The following is a 24044-nucleotide window of genomic DNA, read 5'->3' as shown; positions in this document are numbered from 1 at the left end:
GGATTGGAACGTTATGCGTTCCGATATTTCCATAAAGTTTCCAGTTGGAAATTCTAAACTCCGGGGCATGCAAGAACAATCCCTTCGGCCCCGGTCCCTCCCGCGCGTGGGGATCATCCGCGAGATGGGCCTGCGCGATGGCCTGCAGAGCATTGCCGCCGTGATGCCCACGGCCCACAAGATCGAGTGGATCCGGGCGGCCTACGAGGCCGGGCAACGCGAGATCGAGGTGGGCTCCTTCGTGCCCGCCCGCCTGCTGCCGCAACTCGCGGACACCGCCGAGGTGCTCGCCTTCGCGAAGACGCTGCCCGGGCTGCAGGCCTCCGTGCTCGTGCCCAACCTCAAGGGCGCGGAGCGGGCGATCGCGGAGAGTGCCTGCCTGATGCTCGTGCCGCTGTCCGCAAGCCACGCGCACAGCCTCGCGAACCTGCGCAAGGCGCCGGACGAGGTGGTGGCGGACATCGCGCGCATCCGCGCGGCGCGGGACGCCGCGGGGTCCGGCACGCTCATCGAAGTCGGGATCAGCACCGCGTTCGGCTGCACGATCCAGGGCCGGGTCGAGCCGTCCGAAGTCGTCCGCCTGGTGAAGGCGGTGCTGGACACGGGCGTGGACCGCGTGAGCCTCGCCGACACGGTGGGCTACGCCGACCCGGCGATGGTGCGGGAGATGTTCGAGCTCACGCTGCCCATCGCGGGCGACAGGCTCAACTGCGGGCACTTCCACGACACGCGGGGCCTGGGCCTGGCCAACGTCTACGCCGCGCTCGAGCTGGGCGTGAGCCGCTTCGACGCCTGCCTGGGCGGGATCGGCGGCTGCCCGCATGCGCCCGGCGCGAGCGGGAATGTCGCGACCGAAGACCTCGCCTACATGCTCGCGAGCATGGGCATCGCGACGGGCCAGGACTTCGACGCGCTGCTCGCGCTGCGCGCACGGCTGGCGGGCTGGCTCGCCGGGGAAACACTGCACGGCTCGCTGTGGCGCGCCGGGCTCCCGAAGACGATGAAGGAATTCGCATGACCGGCACCACCGCACCCCAACCCCTGGCCGGCCTGCGCGTCGTCGAGTTCACGCACATGGTGATGGGGCCGACCTGCGGCATGGTGCTCGCGGACATGGGCGCGGAAGTGATCAAGGTCGAGCCGATCGACGGCGACCGCACGCGCCGCCTGCTTGGCGCGGGCTCCGGCTTCTTCCCCATGTTCAACCGCAACAAGAAGAGCATCGGCATCGACCTGCACGACCCGCGCGGTGCCGAGGCGGCGCGCAAGCTGTGCGCCACTGCCGATGTCGTCGCCGAGAACTTCAAGCCGGACACGATGGCGAAGTACGGGCTCGACTACGCATCGCTCAGCAAGGCGAACCCGCGCATCATCTACGCGAGCCACAAGGGCTTCCTGCCCGGTCCGTACGACCACCGCACGGCGCTCGACGAGGTGGTGCAGATGATGGGCGGGCTCGCGTACATGACAGGCCGCCCCGGCGACCCCTTGCGCGCCGGCACGAGCGTGAACGACATCATGGGCGGGCTCTTCGGGGCGATCGGCGTGCTGGGCGCGCTGATCCAGCGCGGCATCACCGGCCAAGGTATGGAAGTGCAGTCGGCCCTGTTCGAGAACAACGTGTTCCTCATGGGGCAGCACATGCTGCAGTTCGCGATGACGGGCAAGCACCCGGCGCCCATGCCCGCGCGCGACAACCCCTGGGCGGTGTACGACGTCTTCACCGTCAAGGATGGCGAACAGATCTTCCTCGCGGCGGTGAGCGATGCGCAGTGGCTCACCTTCTGCGACGCGCTGGGGTTCGCCGACCTGAAGGCGGAGCCTTCGCTCGCCACCAACAACCTGCGCGTCGTGGAGCGGCCGCGCCTCTTGAAGGCGATCGCGGAGCGCATCGCGCATCGCAGCGCGGCCGAGCTGGCATCGTCGATGGAGAAGGCGGGATTGCCCTTCGCGCCGATCCGCAAGCCCGAAGACCTGTACGATGACGAGCACCTGCTCGCGACCGGCGGCCTGGCCGACGTGACGCTGCCCGACGGCCCCAAAGCGGGCGAGAAGGTGAAGACGACGCTCTTTCCGATCACGATGGCCGGGCAGCGCCTGGGCGTGCGGATGGACCCGCCGCGGATGGGCCAGCACAGCCGGGAACTGCTGGCGACGGCGGGCTTCGCCGCCAGCGAGATCGACGAACTCATCGCCCAGGGCGTCGCCGCCTGACGGGCCGCATGCACAACTGGTTTTAGGAGACAAGACAATGCAACGCAAGACATCATCTGACGAGCTAAATTTCACCAGGCGCCAGGCCCTGGGCGCACTCGCCGCCGCCGGGCTCGCCAGTGCGATGCCTGCCTTCGCGCAATCGGGCACCGTGCGCTTCATCCTGCCGAACGCCACCGGCTCGGGCGTCGACGCCATCACGCGCGCCGCGCAACCCGCATTGCAGAAGGCGCTGGGCGCCACCGTCATCGTGGACAACCAGCCGGGCGCGGGCGGCATCGTGGGGCTGCAGCAGCTCGCGCGCTCCGCACCGGACGGCAACACCTTGTCCGTGGTGTCGAACAACGTCGTCATCTTCCCGAGCGTGATCAAGACGCTGCCCTTCGACATGCCCGGCGACTTCACGCCGATCGCGGTGGTCGGCGCGACGCCGATGGTGATGGTGGTGAACCCGGCCAAGGTGCCGGCGACGAACGCGAAAGAATTCATCGCGCTGCTCAAGAGCAAGCCGGGCCAGCTCAACTTTGCCTCCGGCGGCACGGGCACGATCCTGCACCTCGCCTCGGAAATGTTCCTGGAAGAGGCGGGCGTCACGGCCAAGCACATCCCGTACAAGGGCGTGGGCCCGATGGTCACCGACCTCATCGGCGGCCAGGTGGAATTCGGCGTGGCCGCGCTGCCCAGCGTGCAGAGCCAGATCAAGGCCGGCCAGCTGCGCGCCATCGGCGTGTGCGCCGGCCAGCGCACGCCGGCCGCGCCGGACATCCCGACCTTCGTGGAGCAGGGCCTGCCCAACTACACGATGGAAGCGTGGTTCGCGGTGATCGGCCCCAAGGGCATGAGCGCCGCCGCGGTGAAGAAGGCGCACGACGCCATCACTGCCGCCTTCGCCGACCCGGCCGTCAAGGAAACGATGGCCAAGCAGGGCAACACCATCAACATCGGCACCCCCGAGCAGGCGCAGGTGGCCTTCAGGCGCGAACTCACGAAGTATGCGGCGCTGGTGAAGAAGGCCGGCATCGAGCCCCAGTAAGCTTTCGCGCAGTAAGTCGAAAGCGCAGGGGTAGAGCCCCCGATTGACGCCGCGGCAGCCTTGCCTGTAGCTTGCGTGCTTCTTCAACCAGGAGCGTGCGATGCGAATGCCGGCTAGATTCATCGGGGCTTTGCTGCTGCTCGGCAGCGTGTTCGGCGCGCAGGCGCAGGGCGACTATCCGACCAAGCCCATCCGCTTCATCGTGCCGTACACGCCGGCCGGCACCACGGACATCCTGGCGCGGCTGGTGGGCCAGTACCTCGGGACGAAACTCGGCCAGACGGTGGTGATCGAGAACCGTCCCGGCGGCGGCAACAACATCGGCACCGAGATGGTGGTGCGCGCGCCCGCGGACGGCTACACCATGCTGCTGGTCAACCCGGCGAATGCGATCAACGCGACGCTGTACCCCAACCTGGGCTTCAACGTCCTGAACGACCTCGCGCCGGTGGGCGGGATCATCCGCGTGCCGAACGTGATGACGGTGACGAAGAATTTCCCCGCGAAGACGGTGGCGGAGTTCATCGACTACGCGAAGAAGAACCCCGACAAGGTGAACATGGCGTCGTCCGGCTCGGGCACGTCGGTGCACCTCTCGGGCGAGATCTTCAAGTCGATGGCCGGCATCCAGATGAAGCACATCCCCTACAAGGGCGCGGGCCCGGCGACGGTGGACCTCATCGCCGGCCAGGTCGACGTGATCTTCGACAACATGCCGTCCATCATCGCGCACATCCGCTCGGGCGCGGTGCGCCCGCTGGGCGTGACCACGGCGCAGCGCTCGCCGACGCTGCCCGACGTGCCGGCGATCGCGGAGACCGTGCCCGGGTACGAAGCGAGCGCGTGGTTCGGCATCGCCATGCCCAAAGGCACGCCGCCGGCCGCGATCGCGCGCATGAACCGCGAGCTCAACGCCGCCCTCGCGGACCCGGAGATGAAGGTGAAGCTCGCGAACCTGGGCGGCGTGCCGATTCCCGGCACGCCCGAGGAGTTCTGGGCGCTGCACCGCATGGAGACCGACAAGTGGTCCAAGGCGGTGAAGGAATCGGGCGCCAAGGCGGAATAGTGGGCGGCCAATATCTCGCGCCGCGCGAGGTCCGGACGCAGCGGTTGCTGCTGCGTCCCTTCGTCCTCGCGGACCATGCGCGTTACGCGAGGTTCAGCGCCGACCCGGAGGTGATGCGCTACATGGGCACGGGCGTGGTGAGCACGCCCGAGATGGCGTGGCGCAGCATGTCGGCGCTGCTCGGCCACTGGGAGATGCTGGGCTACGGCATCTGGGCCATCGACCTGCCCGGCACGGGGGTGATCGGGCATGCGGGGTACATCGACGTACCGGGCTGGCCTGGCTTCGAACTGGGGTGGATGCTCGGGCGCGAGTATTGGGGGCAGGGTTATGCGCGCGAAGCGGCGGCCACCGCGCTGGAGATCGCGTACGCAACCCTGAAGCGCGATCGCGTGATCAGCCTCATCCGGCCGCCGAACGCAGCTTCGATCAAGTTGGCGCTGGCGCTGGGGGCGGTCGGGGAGGGGTCGACGGACTTGCTGGGGAGCCCGGCGGAGGTGTACGTGCATCAGCCATGAAAGCCATACATGCGTATGGTTGAAAATATGGGATTGCGTTAAACTCGAGGCATGAACTTTGAGTGGGACGACGGGAAGAATGCGGCGAACCTGGCCAAGCACCATGTCTCCTTCTTCGAAGCCCAGTTCGCATTCGCCGATCCGCATCGCGTCATCACCAAGGATCTGGATCACAGCAGGGTCGAAGAGCGCTTTTATTGCCTGGGGAAGGTCACAGGCGGTGTCCTCACTGTCCGCTTCACGTATCGAAAGGGTGTGATCCGAATCATCGGCGCCGGATTCTGGCGCAAAGGAAAGGCAGTTTATGAAAAAGAAAATCACTTACACCGATGAGCCGATGGGGGCCATGGAGGTCATTCCCGACTTCCTGCCGCCGCCCTCCGAGTTGGCGTTCCGGGAAGAGGGAGTCAAGGTGACTCTCGCGCTGAGCAGGAAGAGCGTGGATTTTTTCAAATATGAAGCCTCCAAACACCATACGCAGTACCAGCGAATGATTCGCCGGCTCCTTGACGCTTATGTGGAAGCACAGGAACGGCCAGCGAACGCGCGGCCGAGTCCAAAAACGCGCAAGCGCGCCGCGGCATAGCTGCGGTTTGAGTGGTGAATTAAGCGCCTGAATGAATTCAGGTGCCCCGGCGATTTCGTCGAAGTTAAGCACTGCCCATTGCGTGCTGGCCGCTTACTTTTGCGACGGCTGGAGCGGCCTGGCTAAAAGGTGATCGCCTTCAATGAGGTGAACTGCACCCGCCGATCAATGCTTTTCTTGCCTTCCATAAGACACCACATTCGGCGCGTGCGAGATTGAGCATCTTGATCAACAATATGAGCACAATCGTCGCGAGTCCGATGCTGGAGTTGCGGCTCGCTTGCCTACGCTCAGTGGTGAGTCTATTGCTCTACGTTGCTTAAAACGCACTTATACCGGCAAATGTTCAATTTTTTGGTTACGTCACTTGATGGAGCCTGGGAACAACCAGGTTACGAATATGAACGCGGTAGGTTCCTCGAGTTCACTAGCGACGACATTGCTGCAAGCTTTCGTGAGCTAAAGGCAGCGCAGCTTAAGGCATTATTGGATATGCCTTGCCTCTTCGCATATGAAGGTACAAGCGAAGCGATGCGAGTCGGCCGTTTGAAAAGCGTCAAGTTGAGAAACGATGGTCGGCTGCTTTTTGTGGTTCCTGAGATCGATCCCGCTGTTCCGCCGATCCCATTCGAAGCTATCAAGCCGCTACAAACTGCGCTCGACATTCGAAACTGGGAACTCAATCGTACGCATTGGGCAATCAAGGACGAAGACCTATATCAAGTATTGGCCGATGCGGGCATCGGCCAACCAGCCGTGGTTTCGCTAAGAGTTGTAAAGGCGGACTTGCCGCCGCCCGCTAAGGCTTCGTTCCAGGCCGATACAGTCGGGGCGTTCATTGGACACGTCCTAAGCCTGAATCACGGTGGAAGGGAGGTTTTTTATCGCGGTCACTCCAACCGGACCAAATACCGTCTCGAACCGTCGATCTTTCGGAGGGACGAGCATGGCAACTACATATACAGGGATGCCGAAGACCGCATGTATCGTGAGCTGTTAGTTTCCAATTCAATTGACTTTCAGGGGGATGTCTATACCTTGGACCGGCTTGTGAGAATGCAGCACTACTCGTTGCCGACGCGTTTGCTCGACATCACTTCAAACCCTCTGATTGCTTTGTACTTTGCCTGTAAGAGCAACCTCGACCAGGACGGCGAAGTCATAGTCTTCTCGATAGACCGCCAGAAGATCAAGTACTTTGATTCAGACACTGCCAGCTGCCTCGCGAACCTAACCAGGCTGCCCAAGACGTCGAAGGACGAATTAGATTTCAGTAGCTTAGAGGTTCGAAAATTTAATAAGCAGCAGTCCTTAAAACAACTCCTTCATTTCATCAAAGAAGAGAAACCGTTCTTTGAACCTCGTCTAGACCCAGGTCACCTCCGTTCTATCGTGTGTGTGAAGGGAAAGCACACTAACAACCGCATTGCCTTTCAGTCAGGCGCGTTTCTTCTATTCGGCTACGACGTCACCTTAGATGAGGGTGGTAATACCGAAATTGCTGTGCAACGCATCGCGGTGATGAACAAGAGCGGCGTATTAAAGCAGTTGGACCAACTAAATATCAACGAAAGCACTGTGTTCCCCTACATTGAGAACTCTGCGAAATACATCGCGCAGAAATTCGCATTTCAAGACCCCCAAAAACATGTTTAGGATTACCAACTGCGGGAAGCTGGACGCTCTCGCTTTCTTTAGAGGAGACGAAAAGGCCGATGTGCGCGCTGAATTCACATTCGGAGCGCACTACGATTCAGTACGTCCGACTGATACTTTGTTGTCTTGGAGGTGGAAAAGCATCTGATCCACCGGTCCGAGCCTCCTTTATACAGAACCGAACGGAATCACAGCCGGGGATTCCTCTGGCTTGTTCCGAAGGGCGGCAAGGAACGTGTCATACACGGCCCTAATTGCTTCTTCATTTCGGGATTTTGCGGGCACTTTCGACTTGAGGTGCACAATTGCGTCCGCCGCCGAACGCGTATTAAAGTTTGCGCTCTTTTGATGAAGAATTATGACGCTTGTGATCGCTGCCACCGCGGTAGCATTGGCCCGCACAACGTCAGTTAGAAATTCCTGCGCCGCCATGATCGCGGCTGACTGATCATTAGCCATGAGTTTCTCTCCAAAATGCGTCAGTATCACTCGGCCGCAGCGGGGGAGAGGCGCTGGTCGGGGTGGAAGGCGGCGGGTTCCGTCGTACGATCATTCTCATGACTGTCGAAATTCCCAAGGACCTTCGGCCGCAGGCCATCCAATCCATCGAACGCTACTTCCAGGAGAACATGGATGAACGCATCGGCAACATAGCCGCCGGGGCGCTGCTGAATTTCTTTGTCGAAGAGATCGGCCCCTTGATCTACAACCAGGCCGTCGCCGACGTCCAGGAGCGGCTGCAAGCGCGGGTGTCCGAGCTGGACATCGAGCACCACGAGGACCCGTTCCAGTATTGGCGCAAATTCGATGCCGGCAAGAAGGGCAGGAAGTGAACGCCGGCCTGCCCCTTAGCCCGGCGCGCCCGCGCCGGGGGAGGAACTCAAGGCGCGCAGTTCTTCTTCGCTGAATCCGGCCTGCTTGCGGGCGGCTTCGTTGAAGGGCGGGTAGAGTTTGGGCGCGTCGTAGCGCCGCGCCACGACGTCGTAGTGCGCGACAGGATCCAGCCCTTCGCGTTCGCACAGCCAGCGGTACCAGTGGTTGCCCACCGCGACATGGCCGATCTCGTCGCGCAGGATGATGTCCAGGATGTCGACCGCGCGATCGGCCTCCGGCGTCTTCACCCGGCGCAGCTTGTCCTGGATCTGGGGCGTGGCATCGAGGCCGCGCGCCTCCAGCGTGCGCGGCACCAGCGCCATGCGCGCGACAACATCGTCCTTCGTCTTCTCGCACATGCTCCAGAGGTTGTCGTGGGCCGCGAAGTCGCCGTAGGCGTGACCGAGCGTGGCGAGGTGCTCGCGCAGCAAGGTGAAGTGCAAGGCCTCTTCACCCGCGACGCGTATCCAGTCCAGGTAGTAGGCGTCCGGCATGCCGTCGAAGCGCCACACGGCGTCCAGCGCGAGGTTGATCGCGTTGAATTCGATGTGGGCGATCGCGTGCAGCAGGGCGGCCAATCCCTCGGCCTTGAAGGGCGAGCGGCGCGCGACCTGGGACGGATGGATGAGTTCGGGCCGGGAAGGGCGCCCCGGAATCGGCTCGCGCGGCTCGGCGGGCCGGTCGGATGCTATTGAAAACGAAGCGGCCGAGCCTTGCAGCTCGCGGGCTTGCAGTGCTTTCAGCTGAGGATCGGCAATGCAGAGCACCTGCAGCGCACGTTGGCGAAGCTCCATCCCTACAATTCTAGGTTGCACCCATTTCCTGAAAGCATTCGATGGCGATTTATGAACTCGAGGGCAAGGCGCCCAGGCTCGGCCCCGGCGCATGGATCGCGGACAGCGCCGAGGTGATCGGCGACGTGGAACTCGGCGAGAACGCCAGCGTCTGGTTCGGCACCGTGATCCGCGGCGACACCGACACCATCCGCATCGGCCGCAACACCAACATCCAGGACCAGTCCATGCTGCACGCCGACGAAGGCGTGCCGCTCACGCTGGGCGACAACGTGACGGTGGGCCACCAGGTGATGCTGCACGGCTGCACGATCGGGGACGGCTCGCTCATCGGAATCCAGGCGGTGGTCTTGAACAAGGCGAGGATCGGCCGCAACTGCATCGTGGGCGCGGGCAGCGTGGTGACGGAGAACAAGGAGTTCCCGGACAACTCGCTCATCGTGGGCAGCCCGGCCAAGGCGGTGAAGACGCTCACCGACGACCAGGTCAAGCTGCTCGTTCGCCTGTCCGAGCACTACGTGGGCAACGCGAAGCGCTACCAGAAATCCTTCAAGAAGATCGGCTGATGTCAGAGTTGCACAAGTTTTTGTTCGACGGGCTGCCCGTTCGGGGCTGCATCGTGCGCCTCACCGACGCGTGGCAGGAAATCCTCGCGCGGCGCGATTCCAACACGACCACCGGACCCTGGCCCGCGCCCGTCGCCGAACTGCTCGGCGAGATGGCCGCGGCCGGCGCGCTCATGCAGTCGAACATCAAGTTCAACGGCGCGCTCGTGCTGCAGATCTTCGGCGACGGGCCGGTGAAGGTCGCGGTGGCCGAGGTGCAGCATGACCTCGGCCTGCGCGTGACGGCCAAGGTCGTCGGGGACGTCGGCGTGGACGCGCGCCTCGCCGAAATGGTGAACGTGCACAACAAGGGCCGCTGCGCGATCACGCTCGACCCCAAGGACAAGTTCCCCGGGCAGCAGCCCTACCAGGGCGTGGTGCCCCTGCATGGCGACCACGGCGAGAAGATCGGCAAGCTGAGCGAGGTGCTGCAGCATTACATGCTGCAGTCCGAGCAGCTCGACACCACGCTCGTGCTGGCGGCGGACGGCAAGGTCGCGGCGGGTCTTCTCATCCAGCGGCTGCCGACGCAGGGCGAGGGCAACCTGGCCGGCAGCCTCGTGAGCAAGGCCAACGAGGACGAGATCGGCCTGAACGAGGACTACAACCGCATCTCCATCCTCGCATCCAGCCTGACGCGCGAGGAATTGCTGGAGCTGGACGTGGACACCATCCTGCAGCGGCTGTTCTGGGAGGAGAAGGTGCTGCGCTTCGAGCCCAGTACGCCGCGCTTCGAGTGCACCTGCAGCCGCGACCGCGTCGGCAACATGATCCGCGGGCTCGGCCGCGCGGAGGCGGACGGCATCGTCGAGGAACGCGGGGAGATCGAGGTGGCCTGCGATTTCTGCGGCCGGCAGTACCGCTTCGACGCCGTCGACGCGGCGCAGCTGTTCACCGCGGCCGGTGACCAGCCGCCGGTAAGTCCGACCGTCCAGTAGTCAGCGGCCCGTGAGCCCGGTGAAGAGCCGGTGCTCGCACTCCGGGTCGCCGCACTTCTCGCAGTTCCAGACCCAGGGCCGTGAGGGCTGCCCGCGATGGCCCCCCGCGGCCGACAGCGCGTCGATGGCGGCCAGCGCGTTCTCCACTCGCTGTGGCCCGCTGCCGTAAATCACCCGGTAAGGCACGCGCGCCGCGTTCAGGGCGTCGCGGATCAATGCGTCGACCGGTTCGCGCACATGCGGCCCGTCGCGCTGCAAGCCGTCGGCAACCCAGGCGATGTCCAGGCCGGTGAGCAGGGTCGCGTCGTAGCCGCGCAGCCGCTCCAGCGCGAAGCGGTAGAGCGTGCCGTCCTCGAAGAGCATCGCGCTGTAGATCGCGACCATCACGGCGGTGGTGTCGCTGATGACGACCTGCGCGCGCGCAGCCGCCTCGTCCACGCGCCGCTCCTGCTCCTGCGCGATCGGCAATTGCTCTTCCGGCCGCGGCGTGCGGCCCTCACGCGCGCACCATTCGCGCAACACCTCGCCCACCACCTCGACCGTGCGGTCCTGCGCCCGCAAGGCGAGCGCGAGCTCGCCGGACAGCTGCGTCTTGCCGGTGCTTTCCGCGCCGAGCAGGGCGATCCTCATGCCTTGCGCGCCCATTCGCGCCAGCCCACCACGCACAGCGCGATGAACACGGCGTAGAGCCCGACCGTGAGCCACAGGCCCTTGTAGAGGAACAGCCCGACGCTCACCGCGTCGACGACAAGCCACACCGCCCAGTTCTCGATGAACTTGCGCCCGAGCAGGTACTGGCCCACGAGGCTGGCCGCTGTGGGGAAGGCGTCCCACCACGGTACGTCCGTGTCGGTGTAGTGCGCGAGGAAGAGGCCGGTGACGGGCCAGAGCACGAGGCATGCCGCGACGGTCCAGGCGGTGCCGCGCGGACTCAATCGCGCGATGCGCAGCGGGCTGCCGTCGTCCCGCCGGCCACGCAGCCACTGGAACCAACCCCACAGCGCCACCACCGCGAAGAAGATCTGCAGCGATGCGTCGCCATACAGCCTGCTGCGCCAGAACAGCGCGAAGTACATGAGCGAGGTGACGATGGCGAGCGGCCAGCCCCAGTGGATTTCGCGGATGTTGCACCACACCATGGCGAGCGACAGCGCGACGGCCGCGATTTCCAGCCAGGTGGTGGGCGAGCCCCACAGCGTGAACGCGGGGACGAAGAGGAGATCGGTCATCGACCCGCTAGCAGCAAAGGCTCACTTGCCAACGTTCACGAAGATTTCGTTGGGCTTGACCATGCCGAGTTCCATGCGCGCGCGTTCCTCGACCATCTCCAGGCCTTCCTTCAGGTCGCGCACTTCGGAGGCGAGGCGGTCGTTGGCCTGTTGCGCCTGCAGGTTCGCGGAGCGCTGCGCGTCCAGCTTGCGCTGCAGCTCCGCGACATTGCCGACGCTCCCCCGACCGAACCACAGCTGCGCGTGCACGATGGCGAGCAGCGCGACGAGGATGGCGGGGATGAGCCGGTTGCCCAAGGTATCGGCTTACCTGAGGTTGTAGAAGGCCGAGCGGCCCGGGTAGGACGCGACGTCGCCGAGGTCTTCCTCGATGCGCAGCAGCTGGTTGTACTTGGCCATGCGGTCCGAGCGCGAGAGCGAGCCCGTCTTGATCTGGCCGGCGTTGGTGCCCACCGCGATGTCGGCGATGGTGCTGTCTTCCGTCTCGCCGGAGCGGTGGCTGATCACCGAGGTGTAGCCCGCGCGCTTGGCCATCTCGATCGCGGCGAAGGTCTCCGTCAGCGTGCCGATCTGGTTGATCTTGATGAGGATCGAGTTCGCGATGCGCTTTTCGATGCCTTCGCGCAGGATCTTCGTGTTGGTGACGAAGAGGTCGTCGCCCACGAGCTGCACCGACTTGCCCAGCTTGTCGGTGAGCAGCTTCCAGCCGTCCCAGTCGGATTCGCCCATGCCGTCCTCGATGCTGATGATCGGGTACCTGGTCGTCCACTCGCCCAGGATGTCGGCCCAGGCGCCGGCCTCCAGCGTCTTGCCTTCGGCTTCCAGGTGGTAGCGGCCGTCCTTGAAGAATTCGCTGGCGGCGCAGTCCAGGCCGAGCGCGATCTGCTCGCCGGGGCGGTAGCCCGCGGCTTCGATGGCCTGCAGGATGAGGCCGATGGCGGCTTCGTGGTTTTCGACGTTCGGCGCGAAGCCGCCCTCGTCGCCCACGGCCACGCTCATGCCCTTGCCGTCGATGATCTTCTTGAGCGCATGGAACACTTCCGCGCCGTAGCGCAGCGCTTCGCGAAAGCTCGGCGCGCCCACGGGGATGATCATGAGCTCCTGCAGGTCGAGGTTGTTGTTCGCGTGCGCGCCGCCGTTGACGACGTTCATCATCGGCACGGGCAGCTGCATGCCGCCCATGCCGCCGAAGTAGCGGTACAGCGGCAGGCCGGATTCCTCGGCGGCCGCGCGGGCCACCGCCATGGAGACGGCGAGGGTCGCGTTGGCGCCCAGGCGGCTCTTGAAGTCGGTTCCGTCGAGGTCGATGAGGGTCTTGTCGAGGAACGCCTGCTCGGAGGCGTCGAGGCCCAGCACGGCCTCGGAAATCTCGGTGTTGATGTGCTCGACGGCCTTGAGCACGCCCTTGCCGCCGTAGCGCGACTTGTCGCCGTCGCGCAGTTCGATGGCTTCGCGTGCGCCGGTGGAGGCGCCCGACGGGACCGCGGCACGGCCCATGGTGCCCGATTCCAGCAGCACGTCGCATTCGACGGTGGGGTTGCCGCGCGAGTCCAGGATCTCGCGGCCGACGATGTCAACGATAGCGCTCATGCAGGGTTCTCTTCTTCAAGGTTGTGGATGCGTTCAGGCCTGGAAGCTGTTTTCCAGGAAGCCGTTTTTCTTGGTGACGCGGTCGAGCGCGACGAGGGTTTCGAGCAGCGCCTTCATGTGCTTGAGCGGCACCGCGTTGGGGCCGTCGCTCAGGGCCTTGGCCGGGTCGGGGTGCGTTTCCATGAACACGCCCGCCACGCCGACGGCGATGGCCGCGCGCGCGAGCACCGGCACCATCTCGCGCTGGCCGCCGGAGCTCGTGCCCTGGCCGCCGGGCAATTGCACGGAATGGGTGGCGTCGAAGACGACCGGCGCGCCGGTCTCGCGCATGATCGCGAGCGAGCGCATGTCCGAGACGAGGTTGTTGTAGCCGAAGCTCGCACCGCGCTCGCACGCCATGAAGCTGTCTTCGGGCAGGCCCTTTTCCTTCGCGGCGGCACGGGCCTTGTCGATCACGTTCTTCATCTCGTGCGGCGCGAGGAACTGGCCCTTCTTGATGTTCACGGGACGGCCCGATTGGGCGACGGCGCGGATGAAGTCGGTCTGGCGGCACAGGAAGGCGGGCGTCTGCAAGACATCCACCACCTTGGACACTTCGGCGATCTCGGCTTCCGAGTGGACGTCGGTGAGGATGGGCAGGCCGAGATCCTTCTTCACCTTCGCGAGGATCTCCAGGCCCTTCTGCATGCCCGGGCCGCGAAAGCTGGAGCCCGAGGTGCGGTTGGCCTTGTCGTAGCTGCTCTTGAAGATGAAGGGGATGCCGAGCGACGCGGTGATTTCCTTGAGGGCGCCGGCGGTGTCCATCTGAAGCTGCTCGGACTCGACGACGCAGGGGCCGGCGATCAGGAAGAACGGCTTGTCCAGCCCGATGTCGAAGTGGCAGAGCTTCATGTCAGGCCACCGCCTTCAACGACTTGTTCCCCGCGGCCTGGTGATCCAGCGCCGCCTTGATGAACGAGTTGAAGAGCGGGTGGCCGTCCCAGGGGGTCGACTTGAACTCGGGGTGGAACTGCACGCCCATGAACCAGGGGTGGACGTCCTGGGGCAGCTCGACGATCTCGGTGAGCTGCTCGCGCTGCGTGAGCGCGGAGATCACGAGCCCCGCCTGGCGCAGCTTGTTGAGGTAATTGACGTTGGCTTCGTAGCGGTGGCGATGGCGCTCGGTCACCACGTCGCCATAGATCTTGTGCGCGAGCGTGCCCCGCGCGACGTCGGAGCTCTGCGCGCCCAGGCGCATGGTGCCGCCGAGGTCGGAGTTGGCGTCGCGCGTCTTGATGGTGCCGTCGGCGTCCTTCCACTCCGTGATCAGTGCGATCACCGGGTGGGGCGTGTCGGGTTCGAATTCGGTGCTGTTGGCGTCCTGCAGGCCCGCGACGTCGCGGGCGTATTCGATCGTGGCGACCTGCATGCCCAGGCAGATGCCCAGGTAGGGCACCTGGTGCTCGCGGGCGTAGCGGGCCGCGGCGATCTTGCCTTCGATGCCGCGCTTGCCGAAGCCGCCCGGGACCAGCACGGCGTCGTACTTGGCGAGCTTGGGCAGGGTTTCGGAGGTGATGGTTTCGGAATCGAGGTAGTCGATCTTCACGCGCACATGGTTCTTCATGCCCGCATGGCGCAGCGCTTCGTTGAGCGACTTGTAGCTGTCCGACAGGTCGACGTACTTGCCGACCATGGCGATGGTGACTTCGCCCTGCGGATGCTCGGTTTCGTACACGAGCTCGTCCCAGCGCTTGAGGTTGGCCGGCGGTGTGTTCAGGCGCAGCTTGTCGCAGATGAGGCCGTCGAGGCCCTGCTCGTGCAGCATGCGCGGGACCTTGTAGATCGTGTTCACGTCCCACATGGAGATCACGCCCCATTCGGCGACGTTGGTGAACAGGGAGATCTTCGCGCGCTCGTCCTCGGGGATGGCGCGGTCGGCGCGGCACAGCAGCGCGTCGGCGGAGATACCGATCTCGCGCAGCTTCTGCACCGTGTGCTGCGTCGGCTTGGTCTTGAGCTCGCCGGCGGCGGCAATCCAGGGGACGTAGGTGAGGTGCACGAAGGCCGTGTTGTTCGCGCCCATGCGCAGGCTCATCTGCCGCGCGGCTTCGAGGAAGGGCAGGGATTCGATGTCGCCCACCGTGCCGCCGATCTCCACGATCGCGACATCCGCCGCGCCGGGTTCGCCGAAGCGCGCGCCGCGCTTGATGAATTCCTGGATCTCGTTGGTGATGTGCGGGATGACCTGTACGGTCTTGCCGAGGTAGTCGCCGCGGCGCTCCTTCTCCAGCACCGACTGGTAGATCTTGCCGGTGGTGAAGTTGTTCACCTTGCCCATGCGGGTGGTGACGAAGCGCTCGTAGTGGCCCAGGTCGAGGTCCGTTTCGGCGCCGTCGTCGGTCACGAAGACCTCGCCGTGCTGGAAGGGGGACATGGTGCCCGGATCGACGTTGATGTACGGATCCAGCTTGATGAGAGTGACTTTGAGGCCGCGCGATTCAAGAATCGCTGCGAGGGAGGCTGAGGCGATCCCCTTGCCGAGGGAGCTCACCACACCGCCTGTGACGAAGACGAATTTGGTCATGTCATGCCGGAAGTCGAGCTTCCGGGAGGTGGTAAAGCGGAATTATACGTGGAGGGCCGGTGCCTGTCGCCTCACCTGCTACATTCCCGCCATGAACGACCTCGCAGGCAAGCACTTCGTCCTCGGCTTGAGTGGGGGCATCGCCTGCTACAAGGCGGCCGAGCTGTGCCGGGCCCTCATCAAGCAGGGCGCCACCGTGCAGGTCGTCATGACCGAGGCGGCGGAGCAGTTCATCACGCCGGTCACGATGCAGGCGCTGTCGGGCCGCCCGGTCTACGGCTCGCAGTGGGATGCGCGCGAGCCGAACAACATGCCGCACATCAACCTCTCGCGCGAAGCCGATGCGATCATCGTGGCGCCGTGCAGCGCGGACTTCATGGCCAAGCTCTTGCACGGCCGCTCCGACGAGCTGCTCTCGCTGATGTGCCTCGCGCGGCCCATCGCCACGGTGCCGCTGCTTCTCGCCCCCGCGATGAACCGCGAGATGTGGGCGCATCCGGCCACGCAGCGCAACTTGGCGCAACTCGCTGCCGACGGCGCGCACATCCTGGGCGTGGGCTCGGGCTTCCAGGCCTGCGGCGAGACCGGCGACGGCCGCATGCTGGAGCCGCCGGAACTGCTGGAGGACATCGTCGCGTTCTTCCAGCCCAAGCGGCTCGCCGGCAAACGCGTCCTCGTGACCGCCGGCCCCACGTTCGAGGCGATCGATCCCGTGCGCGGCATCACCAACCTGTCGAGCGGGAAGATGGGATTCGCGATCGCGCGCGCGGCGCGCGAAGCCGGGGCGAACGTGACGCTGGTCGCAGGGCCCGTGAGCCTCGCGACGCCGCGTGGCGTCACGCGCATCGACGTGCGGTCCGCGCAGGACATGCTGCAGGCGACGGTGCCCGCGGCGCAATCCGCCGACATCTTCATCGCGACCGCGGCCGTCGCCGATTGGCGGCCTTCCAGCGCGAGCGACCAGAAGATCAAGAAAGACGGCTCCGGCAAGACGCCGCAGCTCGAATTCACCGAGAACCCCGACATCCTCGCGACCCTCGCGAAGTCCGCGCGCGCGGAGTCCGGGGCGCTGTTCTGCGTGGGCTTCGCGGCCGAAAGCCACGACCTCGAATCCAATGCCCAGGCCAAGCGCGTGCGCAAGGGCGTGCCGCTGCTGGTGGGGAACATCGGCCCGGCCACGTTCGGGGCGGACGACAATGCCTTGCTCCTCGTGGACGCGAAGGGCACACGGGAAGTGCCGCGCGCCTCCAAACTCGAACTGGCCCGCCGCCTCGTGGCCGAAATCGCCGACCGACTATGAAAATCGACGTGAAGATCCTCGATCCGCGGATGACGGATCAGCTCCCTGCCTATGCGACGCCCGGCAGTGCCGGCCTCGACCTGCGCGCCTGCATGGACGGCCCCCTCACGCTCGAGCCGAATGCGTGGCGTCTCGTGCCGACCGGCATTTCCATCTGGATCCGGGACCCGGGCTACGCCGCGATGATCCTGCCGCGCTCGGGCCTGGGCCACAAGCACGGCATCGTGCTCGGCAACCTCGTCGGGCTCATCGACAGCGACTACCAGGGGCAGCTCATGGTGAGCGCCTGGAACCGCAGCGACGTCGAGTTCACGCTGCAGCCGATGGAGCGGCTCGCGCAGCTCATCATCGTTCCCGTGGTGCAGGCCGAGTTCAACGTGGTTGCCGAATTTCCGCCGTCGCAGCGCGGGGAGGGCGGATACGGCTCCACCGGAAAGGGCTGAGCAGCGCCGCTGCCCGGCTCATCCACGGCTTCCTACAACTGTAGGAAGTGCTTCCTACAGCCATGCGCGGCATTGCCTGCCGCCGAGGCATCGCGCGCGGATCCTCTAATGGTTCGACAAGGCCGGCGGCTGCGCTGCGCCACGAACCAGAAGCAAGGAGAAAACCCATGCGTTCCTACCGACTCGCAACGATCGCTTCGTGCGCCGCGCTGGCCGCGGTTCTCTCGGCCTGCACCTCGCGCCCGGTCGTCGTCAATTCGTATCCCCAGGTGGCCGCCCCGGCTGCTACCGTGGTCACCGTCCCCGTGGCAGCCGCGGAGTACGGCCGCATCACCAGCATCGAGTCGCCGGTAGCCGGCGCCTACCGCATCACCATCCAATCCGAAACCGCAGGCTGGCGCACGCTCGACCTGCCCGCGACCGGAGACCTGCGCATCGGCGACCGCGTGCGCATCGAAAACGGCACCATCACGCGCGCCTGATCCTCAACCATAACTTGAACCCCAAGGAGATCCACATGAAAAACATCCGTCTCGCCTCCATCGCCGGTGCCGTCGCACTGGCTGCCGGCCTGTCCGCCTGCGGCACGCCCGACCCGTACGGCCCGAACAACTATCCCGTGTCGTCGGCGAACCGCACCGAGGTCTACCAGACCTATCCGGCCGGCGCCTATCCGTACGGCCAGTATCCCGTCCAGCCGGTCGCCGGCGTGGAATGGGGCCGCGTGACCAACGTGTCGCTGATCAGCAATGGCCAGGGCAGCTACTCGCCCAACCGCAGCGCCGCGGGCACCGTGATCGGTGCGGTGGTGGGCGGCCTGCTGGGCAACACCATCGGCGGCGGCAGCGGCCGCGCCGCGGCCACGGTGCTCGGCGCCACGGCCGGTGCGGTGGTGGGCAACAACGTCGCGCGCAACAGCGACCGCGGCGGCTACAACGCCTCCTACCCCGTGTACCGCGTGACCGTGCAGACGGACAGCGGCGCCCTGCGCACGTACGACGTGAACGCCACCGGCGACCTGCGTGCCGGCGACCGCGTGCGCATCGAAAACGGCATGATCTACATGGGCTGATGCCCGGCGTGCTGGAAAAAGGGGCCTCGCGGCCCCTTTTTCATTTCACCTGGAAGAAGGCGGTGCCCGTCGTGCCGCGGCCGATTTCTTCCTCGGTCGCTTCGCGAACCGACTGGACTTTCAGCGCGAGCCGGATCGCGATCCCGGCGAGCGGATGGTTGCCATCGAGCACCACGTGCTCCGGATAGATTTCCGTCACCGTGTAGATGACGTCTGCGGGCGCCTGTGTCTTTGCGCCGGGCGGCATGCCCTCGAAGGTCATGCCTTCTTCCAGCAAGTCCGGGAAGATGTCGCGCGACTCGAGGAAGACGAGCTGTTCGTCGTAATCGCCGAAAGCTTCCTCGGGCTCCAGGTGCAGGTCGATCTTCGCCCCGGGGCCGTGGCCCTGCAACGCCTCCTCGATTTTCGGCAGGAGGTCGCTGCCGCCCACGAGGAATTCGACGGGGTCATCGAGCTGGTCGAGCACCTCGCCCAAGGTGTCCTTGAGCGTCCATGTCAGCGCGACGACGCATTGCGGTGTGATTTCCATAGGAGAATTGTCGCAGTTCTCCATGGATACGACACAACCCCTTCCCCTCCTGGGCGGCCTCACGGCCGGCCAGTTCATGAAACGGCACTGGCAGAAAAAGCCGCTGCTCGTGCGCGGCGCAGTGCCGCATTTCCAGCCACTGCTCGATCGCTCCGCGTTGTTCGAACTCGCGTCGCGCGAGGACGTGGAGTCGCGGCTGATCGCGCAGACCGCCAAGGGCTGGGCGATGCGGCGCGGGCCGCTCGCGCGGCGCTCCCTGCCGCCGCTGTCGCGCGCGGGCTGGACGATGCTGGTGCAAGGTGTGGACCTCCACCTCGATGCCGCCGACGAATTGCTGTCGCGTTTCCGCTTCGTGCCGCAGGCGCGGCTCGACGACCTGATGATCAGCTGGGCGTCCGACGGCGGCGGCGTGGGGCCGCACTTCGACAGCTACGACGTCTTCCTGCTGCAGGCGCAGGGGCGGCGCCGCTGGCGCATCGGACGCCAGAAGGACCTGTCCCTGCAGGAGGGCGCCCCGCTCAAGATCCTCGCGAACTTCGAGCCCGAGGAGGAGTACGTGCTCGAGCCCGGGGACATGCTCTACCTGCCGCCGCGCTATGCGCACGACGGCGTCGCGCAGGGGGAATGCCAGACCTACTCCATCGGCTTTCGAGCGCCCACACGCGCCGAGCTCGCGCGCGAGCTGCTGCAGCGCATCGCCGATGAGGCCGAGGACATGCCGGCCACGCTCTATGCCGACCGCACGCAGGACGCCACGGCGACGCCGGGGGAGATCCCGTCCGCACTGCAGGGCTTCGCGCGCGATGCCCTGCGTGCGGCGCTCGATGACCCGCTGTCCGCTGCGCGCGCCCTGGGCGAATACCTGACCGAGCCGAAGGCGAGCGTGTGGTTCGAACCGCGGGCGGCGCGCGGACGCATGCGGCGCGTGACGCTCGACCGCCGCACGCGCATGATGTACGACGCGAAGCACGTGTTCATCAACGGCGAGGGCTACCTCGCATCGGGGCGCGATGCGCAGCTGATGCGGCGCCTCGCCGACGAACGCCACCTGGCCGAACCCGACCTCGCGCGCGCGAGCGAAGGCGCGCTCGCGCTGCTCGCGTCGTGGCGCGAGTCGGGCTGGGTCCACTCCGGAGGTCGATCATGAATCCTGAAGATGGAAATGCAGCGGCCCTGCCGTCGGGCCGCTTCGAGGGGCGCAAGGACTTCCAGCAGCTCGTGCGCGACGCGCTCGCCTGCGCGGCGCGCGAAGGCTGGCGCGAGATCATCCTGTGCGACGCGACCTTCGCGGACTGGCCGCTAGGCGAGCGCGCCGTCGCCGAGTCGCTGCAGGCCTGGTCGGCCTCGGGCCGGCGCTGCACGCTTGTCGCCAAGAGCTGGGACGACGTGATCCGCCGGCACGCGCGCTTCGTGACCTGGCGCCGCACGTGGGCGCACATCATCGAGGCGCGCGCCTGCGCATCCGCGGACGCGCTCGACCTGCCGAGCGCGATCTGGAGCCCGGGTTGGGTGATGCAGCGCATCGACCCCGAACGCAGCAACGGCTACAGCGGCTCCGAGCCCGAGCGCCGCGTGCTCCTGCGGGAAAATTTGCAGGAGTGGCTGCAAAAGAGCAGCCCTTCGTTTCCGTCGACCACCCTCGGCCTCTAGTTGCGCTGAGCTCATCCGTCGCGGCGTCTGCTGCTATCAGGGTAAGCAGGGGCTTGATTTATTCGGCATATAATTTGCGGCTGATCAACAAGAGCTCGAGTCCTTGTTGCTCGGTCAAAGCCGCCATTCCGGCGGCACTGACAATTTCCGGAAATTGTTTTTTCTGTCCCCATAAAAGGAAACTTTGAAATGAAGAAATCGCTCGTCCTGGCGACCCTGATTGCAGCCGCAGCCCTGGCCGCCTGCGGCAAGAAGGAAGAGCCGGCGCCTGCCCCGGCTCCCGCTCCCGCTGCTGCCCCGGCACCCGCTCCCGCGCCTGCTCCGGCCGCCCCGGCTGCCGACGCCGCTTCGGGCGCTGCTGCTGCCGCTTCCGGCGCTGCCGCTGCTGCTTCCAGCTCGGCCGACGCCGCTGCCAAGGCTGCAACGGACGCCGCTACGTCTGCCGCTGCTGCTTCCGGCAAGAAGTAATCGATTTGTTCGGTTCGCAAAAAAGCCGCCCTCGGGCGGCTTTTTTGTTTTTGCGGGTCAGGCGTCCGTCAGCACGCGGCGGCACCGGGCCTGCTCAACAGGTGACCCACGCGCCGCCGCTCGGGCCGTCCGCCACGAGGACATCCGCGTCGCCGCAGCCCAGCGCCGCGGACAACGCACGCCGCGCGAGTTCCGGACGGTTGTTCTGCTCGCTCAGGTGCGCGGCCATCACCTGTTTCAGCCCCAATGGCAGCATCGCCTGCGCGATTTCCGCTGCCGCTTCGTTGGCGAGATGGCCCCATGCGCCACCCACGCGGCGCTTGAGGAAGGGCGGATAGCTCGAGGCCGCGAGCATCGCCGGATCGTGGTTGCACTCCAGCAGCAAGGTGCCGCAGCCCGACAGGTGCTGCAGCACATGGCTGCTCGCGTGGCCCAGGTCGGTGAGTACGCCCAGGCGCGTCGCGCCATCGGTGCAGCTGAGCTGCAAAGGCTCGCGCGCGTCGTGCGGCACGGTGAACGGAGTGATGCGCAGCGCGCCGATTTCCATCGCCTGCCCGTCGCAGGCGATACGCAACAAGCCCTGGAAGTCCGGCTCGCCGATGGCGGCGTAGGTGCCGTGGCTCATCCACACCGGGATGCGCTCGCGCAGCGCGAACTGGCGCGCGCAGCCGATGTGGTCGGCATGTTCATGCGTGATGAAGATGGCGTCGACCTGGTCGGGCAACATGCCCGCGGTGCCCAGCCGCTTTTCCAGCTGGCGGATACCGAGGCCGCAGTCGACGAGCACGTGCGTGAGCGACGTGCCGTCGCGTCCCTGGAGGACGGTAGCGTTGCCGGAGCTGCCGCTACCTAGGCTCTTGAAGCGCAGCACTCACTTGAGGTCATCGGCGATGACTTGCACGATGCGTTGCGCGTTGGCCGAAGCTTCCGGCGCGCCGCTGGCGTTCAGCACGGAGACCGTGGTGGACTCCCCCTGGCTCTTCACGCTGATGCGGTACTTGATCGGCGGCTCGCCCTTGTCGGAGCCGCTGAAGAGTTTCGCGAGGAAGCCCTTGTCCTTCTTGTCGGCGCTCGGCGCGACGTAGCGTACGAAGTACGTGCCCTGCGCGCGGTCGCGGTCTTCCACCGTGAAGCCCGTGCGGTCCAGCGACAGGCCGACACGGCGCCATGCGCGGTCGAAGCCGTCGTCGATCTGGATCACCGGCGTGCCGCCCACGTTCGCGATGCGCGACGTCGGCTTGGCGGGCGCGCTCGCCACGAGCGTCTTCGTCTGCTCCTGCGGCACGCCCAGCTTGATCATCAGGCGGCGCAGGAATTCGGCTTCCAGTTCCGGATCGTTCGGGCGCGGCTGCCAGACCGTCTGGTCCTTCTGGTTGTTGTTGTACACCTCGATCATGCCGCGGTGGCTCAGGTAGATCTCGGTGCCGCCGTTGGCGGTACGCTCCAGCCGCGTGCGGAAGCGGTCGCGCTCGGAGGTGGAATAGAGCGAGTCGAACAGCTTGCCGAGCGTGTTGCGGATGAAGTCCTGCGGGATCTTCGCGCGGTTCTCGGCCCAGTCGGTTTCCATGATGCCGAGGTTCGATTCGTCGAGCGCGAGAAGGAAGCCGCTTTCCTGCCAGAACTCGCGGATCGGGTTCCACAGCTGGTCGGCCGGGCGGTTGACCACGAGGAAGCGGGTGTTGCCCACGCGCTCGATGCGCACGTCGCCGAGCGTCGAGGCCGCGGTGGGCAGGCTCGGGGCGGCCTGGCCGACGGCGAAGCCGCTGGCCGTCACCGCGCCGCCGGGGATGTTGTAGCGCGAATCGCGAGAGAGCTGCGTCAGGTCGGGCGGCACCTCCAGCGAGCCCGCCTTGCCGGCGCTCTTGTAGTCGATCTTCTCGCTCTGGAAGACCGAGCAGGCCGAGAGCGCGGCACACAGGGCCAGCAGCCCGAATTTTCCGGATAGGTTCACGTCATCCCCTCGAGGGTAAGTATCGATTTGGGTCAGGCCAGCAGGCCGGCGGCGCGCAGCGCCGCTTCGACCACGGGTTCGTTGGAGGCCGACAGCGGCGTCATCGGCAGGCGCATCGCGCCCTGGATGAGGCCCATGCGCGCCATCGCCCATTTCAGCGGGATCGGGTTCGATTCCACGAAGAGGTGGCGGTGCACCGGCATCAGCTTGCGCTGGATTTCCATCGCGGCGCGCGCGTTCCCGGCGATCGCGGCCACGCAGAGTTCGTGCATGAGGCGCGGCGCAATGTTGGCCGTCACGCTCACGTTGCCCTGGCCGCCGCACAGCATCAGCGCCACGGCGGTCGGGTCGTCGCCGGAGTACACCGCGAAGCCCTTGGGCACGTCGCGGATCAGCCACTGCGCACGCTCGATGTTGCCGGTCGCTTCCTTGATGCCGACGATGCCGGGCACCTGCGCGAGGCGCAGCACGGTGTCGTGCAGCAGATCGGCCACGGTGCGGCCGGGAACGTTGTACAGGACGATGGGGAGGTCGCCCACGGCCTCGGCGATCGCCTTGAAGTGCTGGTATTGCCCTTCCTGCGTGGGCTTGTTGTAGTAGGGCACGACCTGCAGCTGGCAATCCGCGCCGACCTTCTTCGCGAACTTCGCGAGCTCGATCGCTTCGGCGGTGGAGTTGGCGCCGCAGCCGGCCATGATCGGCACGCGCCTGGCCGCCTGCTCCACGGAGACGCGGATGATCTCCTGGTGCTCTTCGACGTTGACGGTCGGCGATTCGCCGGTGGTGCCCACGACGCCGATGCAGTCCGTGCCTTCGGCGATGTGCCAGTCGATCAGCTTGCGCAGGGCCGGGTAGTCGACGCTGCCGTCGTCGTGCATCGGGGTGACCAGCGCCACGATGCTGCCAGTAATCGGTGTCATGTCCGGTGTATTTGAAATATGCGCTTGCGGAAATACGCTCGGCAAA

The 24044-nt window shown here is 65.7% G+C and carries 30 protein-coding genes; 18 read left to right on the top strand and 12 right to left on the bottom strand.

Annotated elements, in window-relative coordinates:
• Positions 1–67 precede the first annotated feature (67 nt).
• From I5803_RS06180 to I5803_RS06145, 8 genes are all read left to right on the top strand, one after another.
• Positions 68–1018 carry a hydroxymethylglutaryl-CoA lyase gene (locus tag I5803_RS06180; protein ID WP_196985510.1) on the top strand — a complete coding sequence of 317 codons (951 nt, stop codon included), beginning with the start codon at positions 68–70 and terminating at the stop codon, positions 1016–1018.
• The gene (locus tag I5803_RS06175; protein ID WP_196985509.1) at positions 1015–2214 is read left to right on the top strand and encodes a CaiB/BaiF CoA transferase family protein; all 1200 of its coding nucleotides are present in this window, start codon (positions 1015–1017) and stop codon (positions 2212–2214) included. The genes I5803_RS06180 and I5803_RS06175 overlap by 4 nt, the downstream gene beginning before the upstream one ends.
• 37 nt (positions 2215–2251) lie before the next feature.
• On the top strand, positions 2252–3247 hold the full coding sequence (locus tag I5803_RS06170) for a Bug family tripartite tricarboxylate transporter substrate binding protein (RefSeq protein ID WP_196985508.1): 996 nt from the start codon (positions 2252–2254) through the stop codon (positions 3245–3247).
• A 106-nt stretch (positions 3248–3353) separates the two neighbouring features.
• A complete protein-coding gene (locus tag I5803_RS06165; protein ID WP_231402346.1) occupies positions 3354–4313 on the top strand; it encodes a Bug family tripartite tricarboxylate transporter substrate binding protein in 960 nt (319 codons plus the stop codon).
• Positions 4313–4831, top strand: a complete 519-nt coding sequence (locus tag I5803_RS06160; RefSeq protein WP_196985506.1) for a GNAT family N-acetyltransferase — start codon at positions 4313–4315, stop codon at positions 4829–4831. Before I5803_RS06165 ends, I5803_RS06160 begins: the two co-directional genes overlap by 1 nt.
• Positions 4832–4882: 51 nt before the next feature.
• Positions 4883–5164, top strand: a complete 282-nt coding sequence (locus I5803_RS06155) for a BrnT family toxin (protein WP_196985505.1) — start codon at positions 4883–4885, stop codon at positions 5162–5164.
• Positions 5136–5417 (top strand): hypothetical protein, encoded by a 282-nt coding sequence (locus I5803_RS06150; protein ID WP_196985504.1) that lies wholly within the window; start codon positions 5136–5138, stop codon positions 5415–5417. The genes I5803_RS06155 and I5803_RS06150 overlap by 29 nt, the downstream gene beginning before the upstream one ends.
• 342 nt (positions 5418–5759) lie before the next feature.
• Complete coding sequence (locus tag I5803_RS06145; RefSeq protein WP_196985503.1) at positions 5760–7073, top strand: FRG domain-containing protein; 1314 nt, start codon at positions 5760–5762, stop codon at positions 7071–7073.
• A 168-nt stretch (positions 7074–7241) separates the two neighbouring features.
• Here the strand turns inward: I5803_RS06145 and I5803_RS06140 are convergent, their stop codons facing one another.
• Positions 7242–7532, bottom strand: coding sequence for a hypothetical protein (locus tag I5803_RS06140; RefSeq protein WP_196985502.1), 291 nt, complete (start codon positions 7530–7532; stop codon positions 7242–7244).
• 98 nt (positions 7533–7630) lie between these two features.
• Here I5803_RS06140 and I5803_RS06135 point away from each other — a divergent pair, with 98 nt between their 5' ends.
• Positions 7631–7906, top strand: a complete 276-nt coding sequence (locus I5803_RS06135) for a DUF2164 domain-containing protein (protein ID WP_196985501.1) — start codon at positions 7631–7633, stop codon at positions 7904–7906.
• Positions 7907–7921: 15 nt separating this feature from the next.
• Here I5803_RS06135 and I5803_RS06130 read toward each other — a convergent pair whose 3' ends face one another.
• On the bottom strand, positions 7922–8740 hold the full coding sequence (locus I5803_RS06130) for a ferritin-like domain-containing protein (protein ID WP_196985500.1): 819 nt from the start codon (positions 8738–8740) through the stop codon (positions 7922–7924).
• A 41-nt stretch (positions 8741–8781) separates the two neighbouring features.
• Here I5803_RS06130 and I5803_RS06125 point away from each other — a divergent pair, with 41 nt between their 5' ends.
• Positions 8782–9306 carry a gamma carbonic anhydrase family protein gene (locus I5803_RS06125; RefSeq protein WP_196985499.1) on the top strand — a complete coding sequence of 175 codons (525 nt, stop codon included), beginning with the start codon at positions 8782–8784 and terminating at the stop codon, positions 9304–9306.
• On the top strand, positions 9306–10283 hold the full coding sequence (gene hslO, locus I5803_RS06120) for an Hsp33 family molecular chaperone HslO (RefSeq protein WP_196985498.1): 978 nt from the start codon (positions 9306–9308) through the stop codon (positions 10281–10283). The genes I5803_RS06125 and hslO overlap by 1 nt, the downstream gene beginning before the upstream one ends.
• Here the strand turns inward: hslO and I5803_RS06115 are convergent, their stop codons facing one another.
• The 6 genes from I5803_RS06115 to pyrG are packed head-to-tail and all read right to left on the bottom strand — an operon-like array spanning position 10284 to position 15665.
• Positions 10284–10913, bottom strand: a complete 630-nt coding sequence (locus I5803_RS06115) for an AAA family ATPase (protein ID WP_196985497.1) — start codon at positions 10911–10913, stop codon at positions 10284–10286.
• Positions 10910–11512: a nicotinamide riboside transporter PnuC gene (pnuC, locus tag I5803_RS06110; protein WP_196985496.1), complete on the bottom strand. Its 603-nt coding sequence runs from the start codon at positions 11510–11512 to the stop codon at positions 10910–10912. The genes I5803_RS06115 and pnuC overlap by 4 nt, the downstream gene beginning before the upstream one ends.
• A 21-nt stretch (positions 11513–11533) precedes the next feature.
• Positions 11534–11809: a septum formation initiator family protein gene (locus tag I5803_RS06105; RefSeq protein WP_196985495.1), complete on the bottom strand. Its 276-nt coding sequence runs from the start codon at positions 11807–11809 to the stop codon at positions 11534–11536.
• Positions 11810–11818: 9 nt separating this feature from the next.
• A complete protein-coding gene (eno, locus tag I5803_RS06100; protein WP_196985494.1) occupies positions 11819–13102 on the bottom strand; it encodes a phosphopyruvate hydratase in 1284 nt (427 codons plus the stop codon).
• Between the two features lie 33 nt (positions 13103–13135).
• The gene (kdsA, locus tag I5803_RS06095; protein ID WP_196985493.1) at positions 13136–13993 is read right to left on the bottom strand and encodes a 3-deoxy-8-phosphooctulonate synthase; all 858 of its coding nucleotides are present in this window, start codon (positions 13991–13993) and stop codon (positions 13136–13138) included.
• Position 13994: 1 nt separating this feature from the next.
• Positions 13995–15665 (bottom strand): CTP synthase, encoded by a 1671-nt coding sequence (gene pyrG / locus I5803_RS06090; protein ID WP_196985492.1) that lies wholly within the window; start codon positions 15663–15665, stop codon positions 13995–13997.
• 91 nt (positions 15666–15756) lie between these two features.
• Between pyrG and coaBC the strand changes: the two genes are divergently transcribed.
• The 4 genes from coaBC to I5803_RS22320 all read left to right on the top strand — a co-directional run bounded on the left by coaBC (position 15757) and on the right by I5803_RS22320 (position 18480).
• Positions 15757–16965, top strand: a complete 1209-nt coding sequence (gene coaBC, locus I5803_RS06085; RefSeq protein WP_196985491.1) for a bifunctional phosphopantothenoylcysteine decarboxylase/phosphopantothenate--cysteine ligase CoaBC — start codon at positions 15757–15759, stop codon at positions 16963–16965.
• Positions 16962–17408: a dUTP diphosphatase gene (dut, locus tag I5803_RS06080; RefSeq protein WP_196985490.1), complete on the top strand. Its 447-nt coding sequence runs from the start codon at positions 16962–16964 to the stop codon at positions 17406–17408. Before coaBC ends, dut begins: the two co-directional genes overlap by 4 nt.
• Before the next feature lie 167 nt (positions 17409–17575).
• The gene (locus tag I5803_RS06075) at positions 17576–17890 is read left to right on the top strand and encodes a hypothetical protein (protein ID WP_196985489.1); all 315 of its coding nucleotides are present in this window, start codon (positions 17576–17578) and stop codon (positions 17888–17890) included.
• A gap of 35 nt (positions 17891–17925) precedes the next feature.
• Positions 17926–18480 carry an outer membrane lipoprotein gene (locus tag I5803_RS22320; RefSeq protein WP_196985488.1) on the top strand — a complete coding sequence of 185 codons (555 nt, stop codon included), beginning with the start codon at positions 17926–17928 and terminating at the stop codon, positions 18478–18480.
• 40 nt (positions 18481–18520) lie between these two features.
• Here the strand turns inward: I5803_RS22320 and I5803_RS06065 are convergent, their stop codons facing one another.
• Positions 18521–19009: an FKBP-type peptidyl-prolyl cis-trans isomerase gene (locus I5803_RS06065; RefSeq protein ID WP_196985487.1), complete on the bottom strand. Its 489-nt coding sequence runs from the start codon at positions 19007–19009 to the stop codon at positions 18521–18523.
• A 22-nt stretch (positions 19010–19031) separates the two neighbouring features.
• On the opposite strand from I5803_RS06065, the gene I5803_RS06060 reads away from it, so the two are divergent.
• The 3 genes from I5803_RS06060 (at position 19032) to I5803_RS06050 (ending at position 21127) form a co-directional block, all read left to right on the top strand.
• On the top strand, positions 19032–20156 hold the full coding sequence (locus I5803_RS06060) for a JmjC domain-containing protein (protein ID WP_196985486.1): 1125 nt from the start codon (positions 19032–19034) through the stop codon (positions 20154–20156).
• A complete protein-coding gene (locus tag I5803_RS06055) occupies positions 20153–20659 on the top strand; it encodes a hypothetical protein (protein ID WP_196985485.1) in 507 nt (168 codons plus the stop codon). The genes I5803_RS06060 and I5803_RS06055 overlap by 4 nt, the downstream gene beginning before the upstream one ends.
• A gap of 189 nt (positions 20660–20848) precedes the next feature.
• Positions 20849–21127: a hypothetical protein gene (locus I5803_RS06050; RefSeq protein WP_196985484.1), complete on the top strand. Its 279-nt coding sequence runs from the start codon at positions 20849–20851 to the stop codon at positions 21125–21127.
• 94 nt (positions 21128–21221) lie between these two features.
• On the opposite strand, the gene I5803_RS06045 is transcribed toward I5803_RS06050, so the two are convergent.
• Genes I5803_RS06045 through dapA form a run of 3 tightly spaced genes read right to left on the bottom strand, consistent with a single transcriptional unit; the run spans position 21222 to position 23998 of the window.
• Positions 21222–21998, bottom strand: a complete 777-nt coding sequence (locus I5803_RS06045; RefSeq protein ID WP_196985483.1) for an MBL fold metallo-hydrolase — start codon at positions 21996–21998, stop codon at positions 21222–21224.
• Positions 21999–23078 (bottom strand): NlpB/DapX family lipoprotein, encoded by a 1080-nt coding sequence (gene bamC, locus I5803_RS06040; RefSeq protein WP_196988653.1) that lies wholly within the window; start codon positions 23076–23078, stop codon positions 21999–22001.
• Positions 23079–23110: 32 nt separating this feature from the next.
• Positions 23111–23998 carry a 4-hydroxy-tetrahydrodipicolinate synthase gene (gene dapA / locus I5803_RS06035; protein ID WP_196985482.1) on the bottom strand — a complete coding sequence of 296 codons (888 nt, stop codon included), beginning with the start codon at positions 23996–23998 and terminating at the stop codon, positions 23111–23113.
• Positions 23999–24044 lie beyond the last annotated feature (46 nt).

The sequence above is a fragment of the Caenimonas aquaedulcis genome (assembly GCF_015831345.1).
In the GTDB taxonomy this organism is placed as follows: Bacteria; Pseudomonadota; Gammaproteobacteria; order Burkholderiales; family Burkholderiaceae_C; genus Ramlibacter; species Ramlibacter aquaedulcis.
Note: the sequence above shows the minus strand (reverse complement) of the source record. Positions and strands in the feature narration are given on the sequence as shown.